Source organism: Paenibacillus sp. FSL H7-0714, from assembly GCF_038003765.1.
Classification (GTDB): Bacteria; Bacillota; Bacilli; order Paenibacillales; family Paenibacillaceae; genus Paenibacillus_AQ.
The window spans coordinates 4953945-4971579 of record NZ_JBBOPT010000001.1 but is presented as its reverse complement, the minus strand read 5'-3'; the positions used below and the strand labels follow the sequence as shown (position 1 = coordinate 4971579).

The 17635-nt window shown below is 45.8% G+C and carries 19 protein-coding genes; 18 read left to right on the top strand and 1 reads right to left on the bottom strand.

What is annotated here, in order from left to right:
• The first annotated feature begins 6 nt into the window (after window positions 1-6).
• The 5 genes from NST34_RS22215 to NST34_RS22195 all read left to right on the top strand — a co-directional run bounded on the left by NST34_RS22215 (window position 7) and on the right by NST34_RS22195 (window position 3928).
• On the top strand, window positions 7-561 hold the full coding sequence (locus tag NST34_RS22215; protein WP_042190144.1) for a QcrA and Rieske domain-containing protein: 555 nt from the start codon (window positions 7-9) through the stop codon (window positions 559-561).
• A gap of 6 nt (window positions 562-567) precedes the next feature.
• Window positions 568-1239 carry a menaquinol-cytochrome c reductase cytochrome b subunit gene (gene qcrB / locus NST34_RS22210; RefSeq protein WP_042129529.1) on the top strand — a complete coding sequence of 224 codons (672 nt, stop codon included), beginning with the start codon at window positions 568-570 and terminating at the stop codon, window positions 1237-1239.
• Window positions 1240-1265: 26 nt separating this feature from the next.
• Window positions 1266-2138, top strand: coding sequence for a menaquinol-cytochrome c reductase cytochrome b/c subunit (locus NST34_RS22205; RefSeq protein ID WP_341128789.1), 873 nt, complete (start codon window positions 1266-1268; stop codon window positions 2136-2138).
• A gap of 93 nt (window positions 2139-2231) precedes the next feature.
• Complete coding sequence (locus NST34_RS22200; protein WP_341128788.1) at window positions 2232-2873, top strand: DUF1405 domain-containing protein; 642 nt, start codon at window positions 2232-2234, stop codon at window positions 2871-2873.
• Window positions 2874-3028: 155 nt separating this feature from the next.
• On the top strand, window positions 3029-3928 hold the full coding sequence (locus NST34_RS22195; RefSeq protein WP_076284573.1) for a sporulation protein YpjB: 900 nt from the start codon (window positions 3029-3031) through the stop codon (window positions 3926-3928).
• A 140-nt stretch (window positions 3929-4068) separates the two neighbouring features.
• Here the strand turns inward: NST34_RS22195 and NST34_RS22190 are convergent, their stop codons facing one another.
• A complete protein-coding gene (locus tag NST34_RS22190; protein ID WP_042190138.1) occupies window positions 4069-4938 on the bottom strand; it encodes a YitT family protein in 870 nt (289 codons plus the stop codon).
• Between the two features lie 168 nt (window positions 4939-5106).
• On the opposite strand from NST34_RS22190, the gene NST34_RS22185 reads away from it, so the two are divergent.
• From NST34_RS22185 to dinG, 13 genes are all read left to right on the top strand, one after another.
• Complete coding sequence (locus tag NST34_RS22185) at window positions 5107-5436, top strand: nucleotide pyrophosphohydrolase (RefSeq protein ID WP_036676271.1); 330 nt, start codon at window positions 5107-5109, stop codon at window positions 5434-5436.
• A gap of 59 nt (window positions 5437-5495) precedes the next feature.
• Window positions 5496-6017, top strand: a complete 522-nt coding sequence (locus NST34_RS22180) for a tetratricopeptide repeat protein (protein WP_341060083.1) — start codon at window positions 5496-5498, stop codon at window positions 6015-6017.
• A 33-nt stretch (window positions 6018-6050) separates the two neighbouring features.
• Window positions 6051-6854 carry a 4-hydroxy-tetrahydrodipicolinate reductase gene (gene dapB / locus NST34_RS22175; protein ID WP_341128787.1) on the top strand — a complete coding sequence of 268 codons (804 nt, stop codon included), beginning with the start codon at window positions 6051-6053 and terminating at the stop codon, window positions 6852-6854.
• 15 nt (window positions 6855-6869) lie between these two features.
• Entirely contained in the window at window positions 6870-7292 is a 423-nt protein-coding gene (locus NST34_RS22170) for a methylglyoxal synthase (RefSeq protein WP_042129517.1), read from the top strand.
• The gene (bshB1, locus tag NST34_RS22165) at window positions 7289-7999 is read left to right on the top strand and encodes a bacillithiol biosynthesis deacetylase BshB1 (RefSeq protein WP_076284575.1); all 711 of its coding nucleotides are present in this window, start codon (window positions 7289-7291) and stop codon (window positions 7997-7999) included. The genes NST34_RS22170 and bshB1 overlap by 4 nt, the downstream gene beginning before the upstream one ends.
• Before the next feature lie 20 nt (window positions 8000-8019).
• Entirely contained in the window at window positions 8020-9177 is a 1158-nt protein-coding gene (gene bshA / locus NST34_RS22160; RefSeq protein WP_341060084.1) for an N-acetyl-alpha-D-glucosaminyl L-malate synthase BshA, read from the top strand.
• 10 nt (window positions 9178-9187) lie between these two features.
• Window positions 9188-10513 carry a CCA tRNA nucleotidyltransferase gene (locus NST34_RS22155; RefSeq protein WP_341128786.1) on the top strand — a complete coding sequence of 442 codons (1326 nt, stop codon included), beginning with the start codon at window positions 9188-9190 and terminating at the stop codon, window positions 10511-10513.
• Window positions 10503-11303 (top strand): biotin--[acetyl-CoA-carboxylase] ligase, encoded by an 801-nt coding sequence (locus NST34_RS22150; protein WP_052404372.1) that lies wholly within the window; start codon window positions 10503-10505, stop codon window positions 11301-11303. Before NST34_RS22155 ends, NST34_RS22150 begins: the two co-directional genes overlap by 11 nt.
• Before the next feature lie 335 nt (window positions 11304-11638).
• Window positions 11639-12505: a 3-methyl-2-oxobutanoate hydroxymethyltransferase gene (gene panB / locus NST34_RS22145; RefSeq protein ID WP_042190123.1), complete on the top strand. Its 867-nt coding sequence runs from the start codon at window positions 11639-11641 to the stop codon at window positions 12503-12505.
• Between the two features lies 1 nt (window position 12506).
• A complete protein-coding gene (gene panC / locus NST34_RS22140) occupies window positions 12507-13397 on the top strand; it encodes a pantoate--beta-alanine ligase (RefSeq protein ID WP_042190121.1) in 891 nt (296 codons plus the stop codon).
• The gene (gene panD, locus NST34_RS22135) at window positions 13390-13773 is read left to right on the top strand and encodes an aspartate 1-decarboxylase (RefSeq protein WP_042129504.1); all 384 of its coding nucleotides are present in this window, start codon (window positions 13390-13392) and stop codon (window positions 13771-13773) included. The genes panC and panD overlap by 8 nt, the downstream gene beginning before the upstream one ends.
• Before the next feature lie 111 nt (window positions 13774-13884).
• Window positions 13885-14526 carry a tetratricopeptide repeat protein gene (locus NST34_RS22130; RefSeq protein ID WP_149646832.1) on the top strand — a complete coding sequence of 214 codons (642 nt, stop codon included), beginning with the start codon at window positions 13885-13887 and terminating at the stop codon, window positions 14524-14526.
• A 136-nt stretch (window positions 14527-14662) separates the two neighbouring features.
• Window positions 14663-17524, top strand: coding sequence for an ATP-dependent DNA helicase DinG (dinG, locus tag NST34_RS22125; RefSeq protein WP_042190117.1), 2862 nt, complete (start codon window positions 14663-14665; stop codon window positions 17522-17524).
• Window positions 17525-17635: the final 111 nt, after the last annotated feature.

The window sequence follows — 17635 nt, the reverse complement described above, 5'->3', positions numbered from 1 at the left end:
AACAGTATGAGCAGCCATAATGATCAACAGGATATTTGGCCTGAACAACCACCCAGCCGTAAAGAGATGTCGCGCAGGCAATTTTTGACCTACACGCTAGGTGGCGCTACTGCTTTTATGGGGGCAGGTACAATTCTCCCAATGGTCCGTTTTGTCGTGGACCCAATATTACATAAGAAGGGCGCAGGTGATTTTATAAAGGTTGCTGAAATTAGCAAAATCACCGAAGAGCCCCAAGAGTTTACGTTTGAATTGAAACAGAAAGACGGATGGTACGACAGCACAGCGACGCTGACTGCGTGGATCCGTAAAGACGCAAAGGGTGATATTTATGCGCTTTCACCCATTTGTAAACATTTAGGATGTACGGTTGGATGGAACAATGATAAGGCACATCCGGACGAGTATCATTGTCCTTGCCACGGTGCGCGTTATACCAAACTCGGCAAAAATCTCGAAGTAGCTCCAAAACCGCTTGACCAGTATAAAACGAAATTTGATAACGGGTGGGTTCTTTTGGGTGATATTGTGCCTAATACAGTAGCTAGTGAGGAGGCGTAGGTTCTAATGTTTAAAAATGTCTATAACTGGATTGACGAACGTTTGGATGTTACGCCAATTTGGAGAGACGTGGCCGACCACGAGGTTCCTGAGCATGTTAACCCGGCCCATCACTTCTCTGCGTTTGTGTATTGTTTTGGCGGACTGACCTTTTTTATTACAGTGATTCAGATCTTATCGGGTATGTTCTTAACGATGTATTATGTTCCAGATATTATCAATGCTTATGCAAGTGTTGAGTATTTACAATCTAGTGTTGCCTTTGGACAAATTGTTCGCGGAATGCATCACTGGGGTGCCAGTCTTGTCATTGTTATGATGTTCCTTCATACGATGCGCGTCTTCTTTACAGGCTCTTATAAAGCTCCGCGTGAGATGAACTGGGTAGTTGGAATGCTCATCTTCTTCGTAATGTTGGGGCTTGGTTTAACGGGTTACTTATTGCCTTGGGACAATAAAGCTTACTTCGCGACTAAAGTAACACTCGAAATTGCTAACTCTGTTCCAGTGATGGGACCCGTATTGAAAGAACTTATGCAAGGCGGTACGATTGTTGGTGCAGAAACGTTGACTCGGTTCTTCGCACTTCATGTATTCTTCCTCCCAGCGGTGCTTCTTAGTCTGCTCGTAGGACACTTTATTATGATCCGCAGACAAGGGATTTCTGGACCGTTGTAAGTTAATCTAAGAGAGGAGGAATACGGATGTCACATGGAAACAATTCTAAGGAAAAGGTTGTATATGTCGGTGATACCAGAGTTCGTAAAGGCAATGGATTTATCACACCTCCAGACTATTCAGCCTATCCTGGTAAATCGGAAGCCTTTATCCCTAACTTTCTACTGAAAGAATGGATGGTTGGCGTCGTTGTACTTGTAGGAATATTAGTGCTTACTATTTCAGAGCCAGCGCCGCTAGGGTTTCCAGCGAATGCGAGTGCTACGGTTATCCCAATTCCTGACTGGTATTTCTTGTTTCTCTATCAGTATTTGAAGCTTCCTTATGCTTCAGGTGATTATATCGTTCTGGGTACATTAGGTGTAACCGGTGTAGCTTTTGGTTCACTTCTTTTAGCACCATTTCTTGACACGGGCAGAGAACGTCGCTTCTATCGTAGACCGATCGCTTCATCTTTGATGTTCTTATCGCTAGCGGCGATTGTGTACTTAACAAATACCGCTTGGACGGAATACAAACATGAAATGGCTGAAACTGGTCAAATTCCTGAAGATGTTCAACGGGAAGAGAAGGCGGCAGAGAATAGGGCGAAGGGGCTTCCAACCTCGAGTGCAGTTAAGGCAAAGGAAGTAGCGATTGTAGATAAGGATGATCCGGCTATGGGGCTGTTTAAGCAAGCTACTTGCATCTCTTGTCATGCGGCGGATTTGAAAGGGGCAGGCGGGCCTTCACTTCGCGGCGTTGGGGACACCCATGATAAAGAAGCAATCCTTACTATTATAAAAGAGGGTCAAGGACAGATGCCGAAGATGTATGATATTGCTCTGGGAGCGGGGCTTTCGGATCAAGACATTGATGCCTTGGCAGACTGGCTTGCCAAACAAAAAAGCGAACAGTAAAATAAAAATAACGCAAAACCTGATCGAAACTGCGGTCAGGTTTTTGTATGTCTAAATGTAAAGTTGCCACTACTTGGGAGGTTAATGATCTGTATGTCCGTTCTTGATAAACTGTTTAAGCACCGAGGAATCATTTGGTTGTTATTTATTGTGAATCTTCTCGGTACCATTTATGGCTACATATGGTATGGCAATCAATTGGAGTTCACGGCGGCTAACTTTCCGCTTTGGCTGCTCCCGTTTGTTCCAGATAGTCCAACCGCAAGCTTGTTCTTTACCTTGGCGCTGTTGCTAATGCTCTTTCCTCCAAAAAGCTATACGGGAAACAATGTAAGGGAGCTTATTGAGGCGTTAGCGGTTGTGACGTCTGTGAAGTATGGGATTTGGGCAGTAAGTATGATTTTTGCTGGAGATTATCAAGGAGATATTCTAGTTTGGAAAGACTGGATGCTGGTGATCTCTCATTTGGGGATGGCGGTAGAAGCTTTGATCTATGCACGATTCTTTTCTTTCCGCAAAATGATTCCGCTAGCGCTGTTCTGGACCCTTGCTAACGATATGCTGGACTATTCCTATGGAATATACCCATGGTTACCTTCTGTACTGAATGATGATGTCACACAGGTGCAATATTTCACGATGGCGCTTACGGTGTTTAGTGTAATTGTTGCTTGGTTGTTTAGTAGTAGACAAAGACCCGTAGACTCTATCTATCAGTTTAAGAACAGGTTCTAGTAAGCGGTTCTAACCCTTGTCCGCCTGCCATACATTTAGAATTATAAGAAGTATAAGTTTTATACTATACTTTATCCTTATAATTTTACGAGAAACGAATATCGTCTAATAAAGACGACAACGTCGTTTCTTCTTAGGTAGGAGGGGGATGTCTCATGCTCCGAGGGAGATATTATGTGTTGGTTATTCTAGTGTTTTGCTGGTTATTGACCAGCATGAATGTTGAAAAAGCCTCAGCAGCGCAAGGGAATGCTGGTGAAGGTTCTGGCAAGGTTTCGAAGCAAAGCGCCGACGTTAGTTCGGGCAACGGTTTGACAGTGATGAGCGGAAAGACTGGAGCACAGCAGCTAGAACAAGCCGCTGAGGCATTGTATGGGTATGTCTTGGAAGGGGATGTGATGAAGGTCCGACAAGAGACCGAAGAGATCTCTAGGATCATAGTGTCCTCTTCTTTTGAAGGAATGACCTCTGTAGAGGGCATTAATGCGTTGTCAGGGGTCATTATGGACCTGAAGGCTGCTGTGGCAAGTGCAAAAGTATCTCAGCAGCAATTGGAGGCTACAGCTACCAGGTTACGATTAGCTGCCAACAGTCTTAATCAACCCGGACAACCCATTTGGCTTCAGTATTATAAGCTAATTCGCGAGGATTTAAATGCGATGGAACAAAGTGGTGCTACAAATGATCTGACGGGATGGAAAACGGCTGTAGAGAGGCTACAGGGCAGGTATGAAAATATCCGGCCAGCGGTGATCGTCTCTCGGAAACCTGAAGTTGTAAATGCATTTGATTCTTGGCTCTCATATGCCGCAGGCATTCCTTCTTCCTCACAAAAAATCGAACGGGCCCGGTTGCTTGAAATTGTGTCTTATGGTCAGGATACTGTGCGGGTAATGTTCGGAAAAGAGAAGGATGAGCCGGCTTTGTCAGTACCCCTGGCCTCACAAGAATTTGGGATTTGGGGAGGACTAGCCGCAGGGTTTATTATCGCTGTATTAGCTTATGCGGGTTATCGTAAGTACCGTGGAGAGAATCAGAACTTCAAACCAATTTAGTGGAATGGTTATATAAATAAGTAAAAGGAGCGGGGAAGAGTCCCCCGCTCCTTTTTTAACGAATCAAAACTTATATATTTGGGGCCCCCGCAAAGTACCTGAGTACGTATCGAAGCAAGACCCCACTTTGTGGGGATATTTTATGTTTCTCTGAATCCCTCGCCTTGTACGTCGTGCACATCGCTAATAATTACGAACGCGTGCGGATCAATCGATTTGACCAGTAAACTAAGACGGCGAATTTCCTGCCTTGAAACTACACAGTACACCATATGTTTGGCTTGCTTAGAATACGCACCGATTGCAGGGATGAGTGTTACACCTCGTTCTAGTTCAGCAGTTATTAGATCAGCAATTTGAGGTGCCTCATCACTAATGATTGTAAATGCTTTGGCGGCATAAGCGCCTTCCTGGATAAAATCGATGACACGGGATGCTATGAACACTGCAACGAGTGTGTACAGAATTTTTTCTTTAGGAATATAGAAGATGGAAGAGCCGATAATGAAAATGTCGATGGCCAGAATAATCTGCCCCATACTCCAGCCGAAATTCCGTCCCAGAATTCTTGCCACAATGTCTACGCCACCTGTAGTGCCACCAAAACGGAACACAATCCCAAGTCCGGTTCCAAGGGTTACCCCTGCGTATAGTGCAGCAAGAATAAAGTCATGTTCGGTACTGAAAGGAACAATCCATCCAGCAGAGATCAATCTTTCGAAGATCCACAAGAAAAGGGACAAAGATCCGATTCCTACCCCTGTGTATACAATTTGGCGGCCGCCTAGGACTTTCCAACCGAGCAGAAACAATGGGAGATTGATTAGAAGTGTTGTTAAAAAGATTGGAATGTCAAAGGCATAATTAAGCAGCAGTGTGATTCCCGTTACGCCGCCTTCCATTAGTTGACTGGGAATGATGAAATACAATAGTCCGAATGCATATACTGCGGTTCCGAGCATGATAGGGGCAACTGTTTTGCTGATTGAAATTACCTTGTTTGAATTCATGGAATCCCTCGTTAGGCCTTGTTAAGGCAGTTTTTCTTTTCCTATAATAAGTATACCTTTTCTTGCAGGTGTTAAAATATTCAAAAAAGATTTGTCTTCAAAACGTCTTTACGATAACATAGGGGCAAACAGAAGGCAAGATATACGGAGGGGGCAAAGATACATTTTATGGATAAAAGTCTTGGTGACATTCAGCGTGAAGTAGACGCTTATATATCGCAATTTAAAGAAGGATATTTCAGTCCGCTGTCTATGTTAGCCCGCATGTCCGAAGAAGTCGGAGAATTGGCGCGGGAAGTCAATCATGAATTCGGTGAGAAGCCGAAGAAATCTGATGAAGCAGAGAATTCTATAGAGCTTGAACTGGGAGATATTTTGTTTATTACTGTTTGTTTTGCAAATTCTCTTGGGATTGATTTGACTGAAGCACATAATAAGGTCATGCATAAGTTTAATACCCGAGATGCTGGTCGTTGGACACCAAAAGACACCGATTAGGCCTCTATAACATATGCTGTACCAAACGAACGGGATTTAGCCGTGAGGATGGTGAGGATATGGATCAAAGGGATTATGTAAGAGAAGCCTATCGCTCTATATTGCGTAGTGACTTTGCAGAAGCTATTGTATGCTTTGAAGCCGCGATTGCAGCAAGTCCGGCTGATGCTGAAGTCAGATATCGTTGTTCCATAACGTATGCCCGCAGTGGTATGCTAGATAAAGCTTTAGTTCATGCTCAGGCGGCTATGAAGTTAGATGGCAGCAAACCTGAGTATAGTCTACATCTACAGCATCTTCAAGCTATGATGCATGTACAGGAAGCTAAGCGGTTGATAGAAGATGAAGATAACAGAACTCGTAACCCGTATCATCCGATTACGCTACTTAAAGAGGCCATCACCCTTGATCCATTATATGGGGATGCTTATGTATGGCTTGCCATCGCACATAGTCGGGTGAATGAACATATGCAGGCTATGGCCGCCTTGAAAGAAGTGATTTCTTTACATCCGGATGATTCTGGCTTGCGAGAATTGATGGTAGACCTTCAGAAATCCATACAATCGTATATGCAGTAACTATATAACTAGTGAAAGCGAGGATGAAAAGATATGAGCAACAAGATCAGAGTTATCGTATCCGGTGCAGGCGGGAGAATGGGTAAAGAGGTTGTTAAACTTGTGCTGCAGGACGAAGAGTTGGAACTAGCGGCTGCGGTAGATCGTTCAACAATGGATATAGATGCAGGCCGTCTAGTAGGTCTCGAAGACTCAGGAGTTATTGTAACTTCAGATCTTGAGGCTGCCCTCACGGGAAGCAACGGAGATGTTGTGGTCGATTTCACTACACCACAATCCGCGTATATGAATACAGTGCTAGCCATTAAATATGGAGTGCGTCCGGTTATCGGTACAACCGGATTCACACCGGAGCAAATTGTGGAACTGGACAAGCAGTGTCAAGACCAGGGGATAGGTGGACTTATTGCTCCAAACTTCTCCATAGGGGCTATTCTGTTGATGAGATTTGCGGCTCAAGCTTCAAAATACTTTCCACATCTGGAGATTATCGAGTATCATGGTGACCAAAAACTGGATGCTCCATCCGGAACTGCAGTCAAAACTGCAGAGATGATTTCAGAAGTACGGGAAGAGCTTCGTCAAGGAAACCCTAAAGAAGAAGAAACGATTGAGGGTGCGCGTGGGGGTTACTATAATGGATTCCGGATACATAGTGTCCGTCTTCCTGGTGTGTTTGCCCAAGAAGAAGTGATTTTTGGTGGGTTCGGACAATCCTTAAAAATCCGGCATGATTCTTATGAGCGAGCAGGCTATATGCCAGGCGTTAAGATGGGTATTCAAAAGGTAATGGGATACACTGGCTTGATCTATGGATTTGAGCACTTTATAGAATAGACAGGGGAGAACACCATGTTAAAGATCGCATTTATTGCACATGATCGTAAAAAAGATGAAATCGTAAATTTTGTATTAGCCTATGAGCATGTATTTGTAGGTCATGAACTATTTTCTACGGGGACTACTGGCCAACGGATCATGGATGTGACTAGCTTGAAGATTCATCGCTATATGTCAGGACCATTGGGTGGAGATCAGCAAATTGGGGCAATGGTAGCCCAAGATGAATTGGATCTTATTATTTTCTTGCGCGACCCATTAATGGCACAGCCACATGAACCAGATATTACAGCTTTACTTCGTCTATGTGACGTATATGGTATCCCTGTAGCAACGAATATCGCAACAGCTGAGGTGCTTGTGAAGGCGATTGATCGTGGTGACTTTGCTTGGCGTGAACTCGTCCATAAATACAAACCAGGTGTTGATGAATGAAGCTGGACATTCTTGTATTTGGGGCTCATGCGGATGATGCGGAGATCGGAATGGCAGGTACGATTGCGAAGCATACCGCTGCAGGACTAAAAGTAGGTCTGTGCGATTTAACAGCTGCGGAAATGTCCTCGAACGGTACTGTAGAGCTACGCATGGAAGAGGCACAGCAAGCTGCTGATCTGCTTGGCGTGTCTGTGCGGACGAATTTGGGTTTATCTGACAGAGGGCTGTTTATAACAGAAGAGCATGTGGCCGCTGTGACAGCAGAAATTCGCCGGTTTGCTCCTGCGATTGTTTTTGCTCCTTATTGGGAAGATCGTCATCCGGATCATATTGCGTGCAGTAAGTTAGTAGAAGAGGCTGTTTTTAATGCTAAACTACGTAAATATATGCCGGACAAGCCGGCAGTTCCGGCTCCACAGCTGTTTTTTTATTTTATAAATGATCTAGGACGTACGGATCTTATTGTAGATGTTACTAAACAATATGGGCTGAAGGAGCAGGCGTTGTCCTGCTATCGCTCCCAGTTCACCAAGCCGCTCGGTGCCGATGCTGTATCCACACCGCTAACGGAAGGTTATATTGAACGTGTTCGTTCCAGAGACATGTTGCTTGGACAGCGGAGACTTATTCCCTATGCGGAAGGGTTTGCAACAAAGGTTCCCTATGCAGTAGATCTGTTTACTGCAGGGGATCAAACTATATAAGGTATAGAAGGGGACGGAATATGGATCGTTTGAAAATAGGCATCACTTGTTATCCGTCTCTTGGCGGCTCAGGCGTAGTAGCGACTGAATTAGGAAAACTCTTGGCCGAGAAGGGACATGAAGTTCATTTTATTACACACAGCATTCCGTTTCGGTTAGGGAAATTCCAGAAAAATATATTTTACCATGAGGTAGAGGTTAATGATTATTATGTATTCAAATATCCTCCTTATGATTTAGCACTTGCTACGAAGATGGCTCAGGTTGCCAAAATGCAGAATTTAGATCTGTTTCATGTTCATTACGCCGTTCCGCATGCTGTTTGTGCTTTCCTTGCTAAGCAGATGCTTGGTAATGATATAAAAGTTGTAACGACTTTGCATGGCACTGATATTACGGTACTTGGACAGGATGAATCGCTAAAAGATCTAATCCGTCTTGGAATTAATGAAAGTGATGCCGTAACAGCCGTATCGAAGGATCTCATTAGAGAAACACGAGAAGTGCTGGATATTACGCGCGAGATCGACCTCACTTATAACTTCGTTGATCATCGTGTCTATTATCCACGGGATGTATCGAATCTGCGAGAAGATTTTGCTTCTCCTGAGGAGAAGATCTTGATGCACATCAGTAACTTCCGCCCAGTTAAAAGGGTAAGCGATGTTGTCGATATCTTTGCTAAAGTGAATCGTGAAATCCCTTCACGTCTGCTGCTTGTTGGCGAAGGGCCGGATCTTCCTAAGATTCAAGCTAAGATCAGTGAAATGGGTCTGGATGATAAAGTCCGCTTCTTAGGAAGACAGGATGAGATTGCTCAAGTTATTTCGTTGGCTGATCTTCTTCTGTTACCTTCTGAGAAGGAAAGCTTTGGTCTTGTCGCCCTGGAAGCGATGGCCTGTGGTGTTCCGACTATAGGTTCGCAAACCGGAGGTATTCCGGAGCTCATAGAACATGGCAAGACAGGATTCATTGCTCCAATTGGTGATACAGAAACTATGGCGAAATATGCAATCAAATTCCTATCGGATGATCGCATGGTGGAGCAGTTCAGACAAGCTTGTCTGGAAACGGCCTGCAAAGATTTCTGTAAGGATTCGATTACAAGTCAGTATGAGGATATATATTACCGTGTGCTCGGGCGCAAGGTACCTAGACTGGATACAGTCAGGGGGTAAGGAGTTCGTAATGAAATGGAAAATGGCGCCATCTGCTATGGCTCTTGCGGCGGAAAATGTAATTTCTGAGCTAACGCAAAACGGCCATGAGGCTTTTTGGGTTGGAGGCTGCATTCGCGATGAGCTATTGGGTAGGCCAGTGCATGATATGGATATTACAACTTCAGCAGTGCCGGAGGAAGTGATAGCCATCTTCGCACGCAGTATTCCGACAGGGCTAGCACATGGGACGGTCACCGTGCTTCAGGATGGGCATGGATTTGAGGTGACGACATACCGAACTGAAAGCGGATATGTCGATCATCGTCGTCCGGACCATGTTGAATTTGTTAGTGATGTGAAGGAAGATCTTCGTCGTCGTGATTTTACGATTAACGCGATATGCTGCGGGCTGGGTGGAGATTTGATTGATCCCTTCGGAGGCGAGAAGGATCTAGCTCTCCGTGTGATCCGCTGTGTGGGTGATGCAGAGGAACGGTTCGATGAGGATGCGCTTCGCATGCTTCGCTGCGTTCGTTTCGCATCGGTGTTAGATTTCTCCATCGCTAAGAATACGTGGAGGGGGCTCCTGCGTCAGCGAGATAAGCTGGCGCATATTGCTGTGGAGCGTGTCCGCGCGGAGCTGGACCGCATCATCGTAGAGGGGCCGCATCCTCGGCGCGGCCTTGCTATGCTAGCGCGCTGTGAGCTGCTCGCGCGCGGCAAAGCCCCGTTCCCCTGGACCGGAACCGATCTGGCGGCTGCTGCCGCTTTAACGGCCGGGATAGGGGAACTGGAGAGCGCCCGCCTGCGGTGGGCGCTTCTCCTCCATGCCCTGAAGCAGTCGGCCCAAGAGGCCGATGAGCTGCTGCGGGCATGGACGTTCTCTGGGATGACGCGTACCAGCGTCGTCCAGGTGCTGCGGGTCCGCGAAGCTTGGACCGCTGCCCTGGAGGCTGTGCCGCCGGGGGGACCGGGCGGCACGGATCTACTGCGGCGGCGCTGGATCGCCGCCGTGCTGACCTTCGGCGTGGAAGCCGCCGAAGGGTGGCTCTCGCTGCTGGCGATCCTGCCAGCAGCTGCCCTTCCCGCTGTGAACTCGCCAGCGGACACGGAAATCTCGCCCGCTGTCACTACGGCGCCTGCAAGAGAGTGGATCGCACAAATGCCATTGAAGAGTCTCTCGGAGCTTGCTGTTACAGGCAATGAGTTGGCGGAAGCGCTTGAGAAACGTCCAGGACCTTGGCTTGGCAATATGCTGAGTGCACTTCTGCAGGCGACTGCTTCGGGAGATCTTCTTAACAATAAACAAGAATTGCTGCTTGAAGCAAAAAGGATGGATGGACATGAGCTATGAAAAAGCGCTGTCGCTAAACGGGTTGAAGCAGGAAGCTTCTGATTCGAATTGGCTAGACAGAGTTCAGCTCCTGGAGTCTGTCGTATCTACTCAGGAGGAAGCCAAACGATTGGCGGAAAACGGTGCGCCAGAAGGAACAACCGTAATCGCTGAAGAACAGACCGGTGCTAGAGGGCGAATGGGTAGAAAATGGTTTTCTCCTCGTGGCAAAGGCATTTGGATGAGTATTGTATTGCGTCCGAAGTTACCTTTGTTACAGACTCCTCAGTTAACACTGCTTGCTGGGGTTGCTGTCTGTAAGGCAATTCGCCGTGTAACCGGAGTAGACGCCGGGATTAAATGGCCAAATGATTTGCTTGCGGGCGGTCGAAAGATATGTGGAATTTTGCTCGAGTCTTCGCTAAGAGAAGGAGAGCTTCATTATTGCATCGCCGGGATTGGAATTTCTGCGAACTTGACTGAAGACGATTATCCTGATCATCTGAAGGAAGTAGCGACTTCTCTTCGGATTCAGCGGGGCGGTGTCCCTATTGACCGTTCGGAACTGGTAAGAGCTGTATTGAATGAGTTAGAGCTGCATTTCAATCTTTACATGGAACAAGGTTTTAAACCTATCAAAGAGCTGTGGGAGTCGATGTCAGTTACTTTGGGTCGCCAAATCGCTCTGAATAGCCCTCAGGGACGCTCTGAAAGCGTTGTAGTAGGTTTGGATGAGTTAGGTGGACTAATCCTTAAAAACAGCGCAGGAGAGATTTCTAGCGTATGCTCAGGTGAAATCGAGCTTTTATAAATCTTTTTTATATGACAGGGTGTCATCCCCTGTCATATTTTTTTCGTGTATTTCCGAGTCCTTTTTGTTATACTATGGGGCAGAGGCGGTATCGTTTTGCGAACTGTACTCTTGATCTGATGAACTTATAATGGTTTTATTATTGGAATCACCTTCATAACTGCGTTAGACGGTTACGTTGGATTCTGCTCTGAGCCGTAAGGACCGAGACAGAAGGGACGATCGCGAGTGACTCTTTTTTGCCCTTCGGACCTTTTTAGCAAATCGTTGCTAAAAGGTTTTTTTGTTGCGATTTTTACGGGGATGTAATTTCAAAAAGGAGGACGAAGAGAGAAATGGCAAACAAACAAGCACTTAATATTGTGAAAATGAAAAAAATGAAAGCAGATGGTGAGCGGTTAAGCATGCTGACTGCTTATGATTACCCATCGGCTCTACTTGCTGAAGAAGCCGGTATCGATCTTATTCTGGTGGGTGACTCCCTGGGAAATGTGGTACTTGGATATGATACAACTTTACCGGTTACGATTGACGATATGGTCTACCACACTCGTTCGGTAACTCGGGGCGCACAAAAAACATTCATTGTGGCAGATATGCCATTTATGACCTACCACGGAAGTATAGATGAAACCTTGCGGGGTGTGCGCAGACTGATGCAGGAAGGGCGGGCTCATGCCGTCAAAATGGAAGGCGGTCTCGAAATTTGTGAGACAGTTACTGCGGTTGTAGCTGCGGGAGTTCCTGTGCTGGGGCATATTGGACTTACACCACAATCGGTAAATATGATTGGCGGCTACCGCATTCAAGGTAAGGACGCCAAAGATGCAAAACGTCTGATGGATGAAGCTAAGGCCCTTGAAGCAGCAGGTGCTTTTGCAGTGGTACTGGAGCTGGTGACAGAAGAAGTAGCACAAGCAATTTCTGAGGCACTGAGCATTCCGACCATTGGGATTGGTGCAGGTCGTTATTGTGATGGACAGGTATTGGTTTTCCATGATTTGTTGCGTTATGCCTCACCCTACCGTGAGAAACGTTTTGTCAAAACCTACGCGGATGTGGGTAGCCTGATTCGTGAGGGTATCAGCCAATATGTGCAAGAAGTGAAGGATCGCTCGTACCCAGATGAAGGTCATGTTTTTAAAGCAGATGAAACCGTTCTGGAATCTTTATACGGCGGTGCCGGAAAGGATGGGGAATAAGATGAGAGTCGTCAGAAGCATTAAGCAACTTCGCGAAGCTTTGGAATATATGAGACAAGGTGGGCATACCCCGATTGGGTTTGTTCCAACCATGGGATACCTGCATGAAGGACATGCCAGTCTGCTTCGGCGGGCAGGAGAAATGAGCAACACGGTCGTTATGAGCATATTTGTGAACCCGCTGCAGTTCGGACCGAATGAGGATTATGATTCCTATCCGCGCGATGAAGAGCGTGATTTGGAGCTTGCGGAACGCGAAGGTGTCGATATTGTATTTATCCCCAGTGTGGAAGAAATGTATCCGCAGCCTACCCGGACTACTGTCTCGGTATCAGAGCTTACCACTCGACTTTGTGGGGCTTCGCGTCCAGGGCATTTTAATGGCGTAACAACAGTTGTTAATAAACTATTCAATATCGTGCAGCCAGATTATGCTTTCTTCGGGCTAAAGGATGCTCAGCAAGTAGCTGTGCTCCGCAGAATGGTATCTGATTTGAATATGAATGTTGAAATTGTACCTTGCCCTATCGTTCGTGAAGGAGATGGACTTGCACTTAGCTCGCGTAACGTATTCTTATCTCCAGAGGAACGTTCTCAAGCTCTAGTGTTATCTCGTTCCTTGCGTGAAGCACGTCAGTCTATTGAAGAAGGAAAAGTAACAACCGTTGCTGAAGTGCGGGAATTGTTGATCTCGGTTATTTCCAGCTCTCCTTTGGCGGTCATTGATTATGCGGAAATACTGACTTTCCCTAATCTGGAAGGCTTAGAGAACGAAGTTTTATTAACGGATGTAAATGGGGAAATTATTATAGCGCTTGCCGTGAAGTTTGGCAGAACGCGATTAATTGACAATAATGTATTTATTCCAAAGGAGGTTGCCGCTCTTGTTTAGACATATGATGAAATCCAAAATTCACCGTGCGACGGTGACAGAAGCGAATTTGAATTATGTGGGAAGTATTACCATTGATGAGAATTTAATGGAAGCGGCAGATATTCTTGAGAATGAAAAAGTGCAGATCGTGGACAACAATAATGGTTCACGGTTAGAAACTTATGTTATTCCAGGGCCTCGCGGCAGTGGTGTGATCTGCCTAAATGGTGCAGCTGCACGTCTTGTTCAACCGGGAGATACAGTAATTATTATTTCGTATGCGATGTTGTCTTCGGAAGAACTGGAGTCGCATAAGCCAACGGTGGTATTCGTGGATGAGAACAACAGACCAGTGAAGCTGGCTGATCATGAATTGCATGCTACAATCGCTTAAATTATGGACTTACGCCATGTAATGAATGGCAGGGATGAAAGACCCCGTTCTCGCAGAAAATGAAGTCAGGCAAGCTGAACTGATTTCATCTTCAGTAAGGGGGGATAGCCCATGTTTCAACATTTGTTTGCTGAAATGAACAAGGTGCTTCAGGAGATCGTTACAGATTACCCTACAGCGGAGGGTGCCCGCCGGAATGAGCTTTTATGCAATTATAATATGCTGCATCGACTTAGTGATAAAGTGATGGATGAATGGCTGGCCTTTGCAGAGAAGCTAAGTCACTTTCGTGAAAGTGTAGATTTTACGACTGTGGTTGAAGAGGAAGTGCCAGAACAGGAAGCACCCGAGCTGTGCATGGATACTTTTGTTAGAGGTCAGGGGTATTATAAGCTGCTGATGTATGGAAAATGTATTGAACAGTTTAAGGAAGTTATTGTGCAATATCCGGATAGCTTGGCTGCTCGATTATATTTAGCCATCTCTTACCTGCAGGAAGGGGAGGGGGAAGCTGCTTGGAATCATCTGAACCATATGCTCGGTTTGATACGGGAAACCAAGCTGAAGGCAATGGTTTATAACGCTTTAGGTTGCATCAGGGCCTCTCAAGAACGGTTCAATGAAGCGCAGGAGCTGTTTGGCCTTTCTTTGCAACTTGACCCGGCACTTCCTGAACCAACCGTTAATTTGGAGGTTTGCCGCCGCCGAGGAGGTAAGCTTCATTTCGGAAATCAGCTTGTTTCATTATTGTAAATTATTACGTTTACGGTTTATTATTCCGCATTTTCATTCAAGCGATGCATCCCCTGAACCAGTGGTGTGCATCGCCTTTTTTCGCAACTTCTGTTATGCTGATTAAGAGTCTCAATTGAAAGGGAATAGAATTATAATGAAATTTGCCGTGCTTGATTTTGAAACAACGGGAACCCAATCCGTGGGTGAAATTATCCAGGTTGGCCTTGCAATTATAGAAGAAGACCGGTCCATCTCCCGGGTATATGGTTCCTACGTCAAGCCCGGAACGCCGATACCTCCTTTTATAACTGGTCTAACGGGGATTACCGACGATGATGTAAAGGATGCACCTGAGCTGGATGAGATGATGATGGAGCTTGTCCCACTCTTGGATGATGTTGTGCTTGTAGGGCATAATGTCGCATTCGACTTCCATTTTTTGCAAAATGCTTTAGACCGATGTGGGTATTTACCATTTCAAGGGCGGATTTTAGATACGATTGATTTTCTGAAAATCTGCTTTCCTTCCCTCACATCCTATCAACTAGGATCAGTTAGTGCACATTTTGGAGTGACGCATGATCGTCCGCATCAGGCAGACAGTGATGCACTCGCAACTGCTCTTGTATTGCTGAAATGTCTGGAGGAGCTCTACGATTTGCCTCTGCTGACGATTCAGAGACTCTGTGAGCTGTTTACGGAAGAGGATAGTGATTTGGGTTGGTATTTTGATGGTCTGCTGCGTGAACGGGAAGCGGAGACGCTTCAGCCCGAAGGTGATCTGACTTTCTATCGTCAATTAGCGCTTGCTGTAGGAGACTGGAATGAATTAGCTCCACCTCGAGACGAGCATGCTGAGAATCCACTACACAATTTATCTTTTACAGATTATATGGATGAAGTAACGAAACGACTTAAAGAAACTTTGCCACAGTATGAAAGCCGAGAAGCTCAGGATATTATGATCAATGAGGTGATGACGGCACTTGCCGAAGACAAGCATCTATTGATCGAAGCAGGGACAGGAACCGGTAAATCCCTTGGTTATTTATTGCCTGCCATATACCAAAGCGTACGCACTAATGAAAAAGTCATGGTCAGCACTCATACTATTAATCTGCAGGATCAATTGCGTGAGCGTGATATTCCTTTGTTAACGCAGGTAGTTCCTTTTCCATTTAAAGCTGCAATTTTTAAGGGCAGAGGGCATTATTTGTGTCTTCGTAAGTTCGAACATAAAATTAATAAAAAAGACTTTATAAGTCCGAGGGAAGATGCGCTTACTGCGGCTCAGATGATCGTTTGGCTGACACAAAGTGAATCAGGAGATGACGAAGAGCTCAATCTAAGTGGACGTGGCGGAGATTTTTGGGAGACGGTGGCAAGCGATACCGATTCTTGTCTGGGTCGCTCGTGTCCTTGGTTCCGTAAGTGTTATTATCATCGGGCTAAGCATGAAGCTGGTATTGCAGACGTGGTCATTACGAACCACTCTAAGCTTTTCGCTGATGTTAAGGCTGGGCATCAACTACTTCCCGCTTATGAACATCTTGTAATAGATGAGGCCCATCATCTGGAGGACGTGGCTGGCAAGCATTTAGGCATGCATATGAAGCATTTCACGGTGGCACATACATTATCGCGTCTTTATAAGGATAGTCGAAATGGCCAACTTCCTACACTTCGCCAAATGCTTCAGTCATCAGGCAGTGAGGAAGCTTCTGAATGGAGCGGAGTGATCGATAGAATCTATCCGGACCTGCTTACCGTAAAAGAAACCTGGGATCTGCTTAGTGATAAACTATTCAGCCTCTTGCCGGAACGTAGCGATGCAGCGGCGGGAGAAGCCGGCCAGTTAGTCATGCGGCTACTTCCTACCCGTAAACCGAAAGATTGGGATGAATTGGTTGCTTTAGAGAATACTATGAATCTGACATTAAGCGAAATTATCCGTAAAGGTGATAAAATGCTTAATGAGATGCGAGATCAAGAAGGTCAATCTTCCTCAGATAGTCTAGTTACCGATATTAGCGGCTTATTTAAGGATTTAGCTTCGATACGTGAGCAAGTACGGTTTTTTATGGGATTAAATGATGAGAATGTAGTATATTGGCTGGAGGCGAATGGAAATTATCGCAGTAAATCGCTACAGCTGTATGCCGTTCCTGTTGATGTTAGTACTCAGCTTAAGGAGCTGTTTTTCGACAAGAAGAAAAGTATCGTGCTAACTTCGGCGACACTCTCTGTGGATAAATCTTTCCAGTTTATGATTGATAATCTCGGACTTAATGAAGCTGCGGAAGAGGGGCGTCTGATGACGTCACTCCTGCCTTCTCCCTTTAAGTATCGGGAGCAGGCGCTGTTAGTTATTCCGCGGGATTTCCCTAGTGTGAAGGGGAGTGTAGGCGATGCCCGATTTGTCGATACACTCGTACAGTCACTAGCAGAAGCAGCTATTACAACACGTGGGCGGATGCTTGTCCTGTTTACTTCTTACAAGATGCTACGCCAGGTTTACGATCCTCTGAAAGAGGCTCTAGCCTCACAAGAGATCACGGTGCTAGGTCAAGGCGTGGAGGGGGGCAGCCGTAGCAAGCTGATCCGCCGTTTTCAGGACAGTGCAGCTTCTGTACTGTTAGGAACAAGCAGCTTTTGGGAGGGTGTAGATATTCCAGGTGAAGCATTAACATGCTTGGCCATCGTGAGGCTCCCATTTCAACCGCCAAACCACCCCCTAGCGGAAGCGAAGTCTGAGTTATTACAAGCCCAGAAAAAGAATCCGTTCATGAAGTTGTCTGTTCCTCAGGCGGTTATTCGCTTCAAGCAAGGATTTGGGAGGCTGGTACGGACAGCGCAAGATCGGGGTATTGTTATTGTGTATGACACAAGGGTGATCGAATCTCACTATGGGAAGTATTTCCTCTATTCGTTGCCTGGCCCGAAAATGGAGCATATGCTTACGGATCAAATGGTTCCTCGTATAGCGGAGTGGTTGGAAGACGGAGGCGTTTCTTGAAAAGAACGTCATCGATCTTATTAATCACTCTACAAGGAAGGGCGGTATAAGAATACCGCTCTTCCTTGAGACGAGGTGCAGATATTTCGATAGGATTTGAACAGAATATCA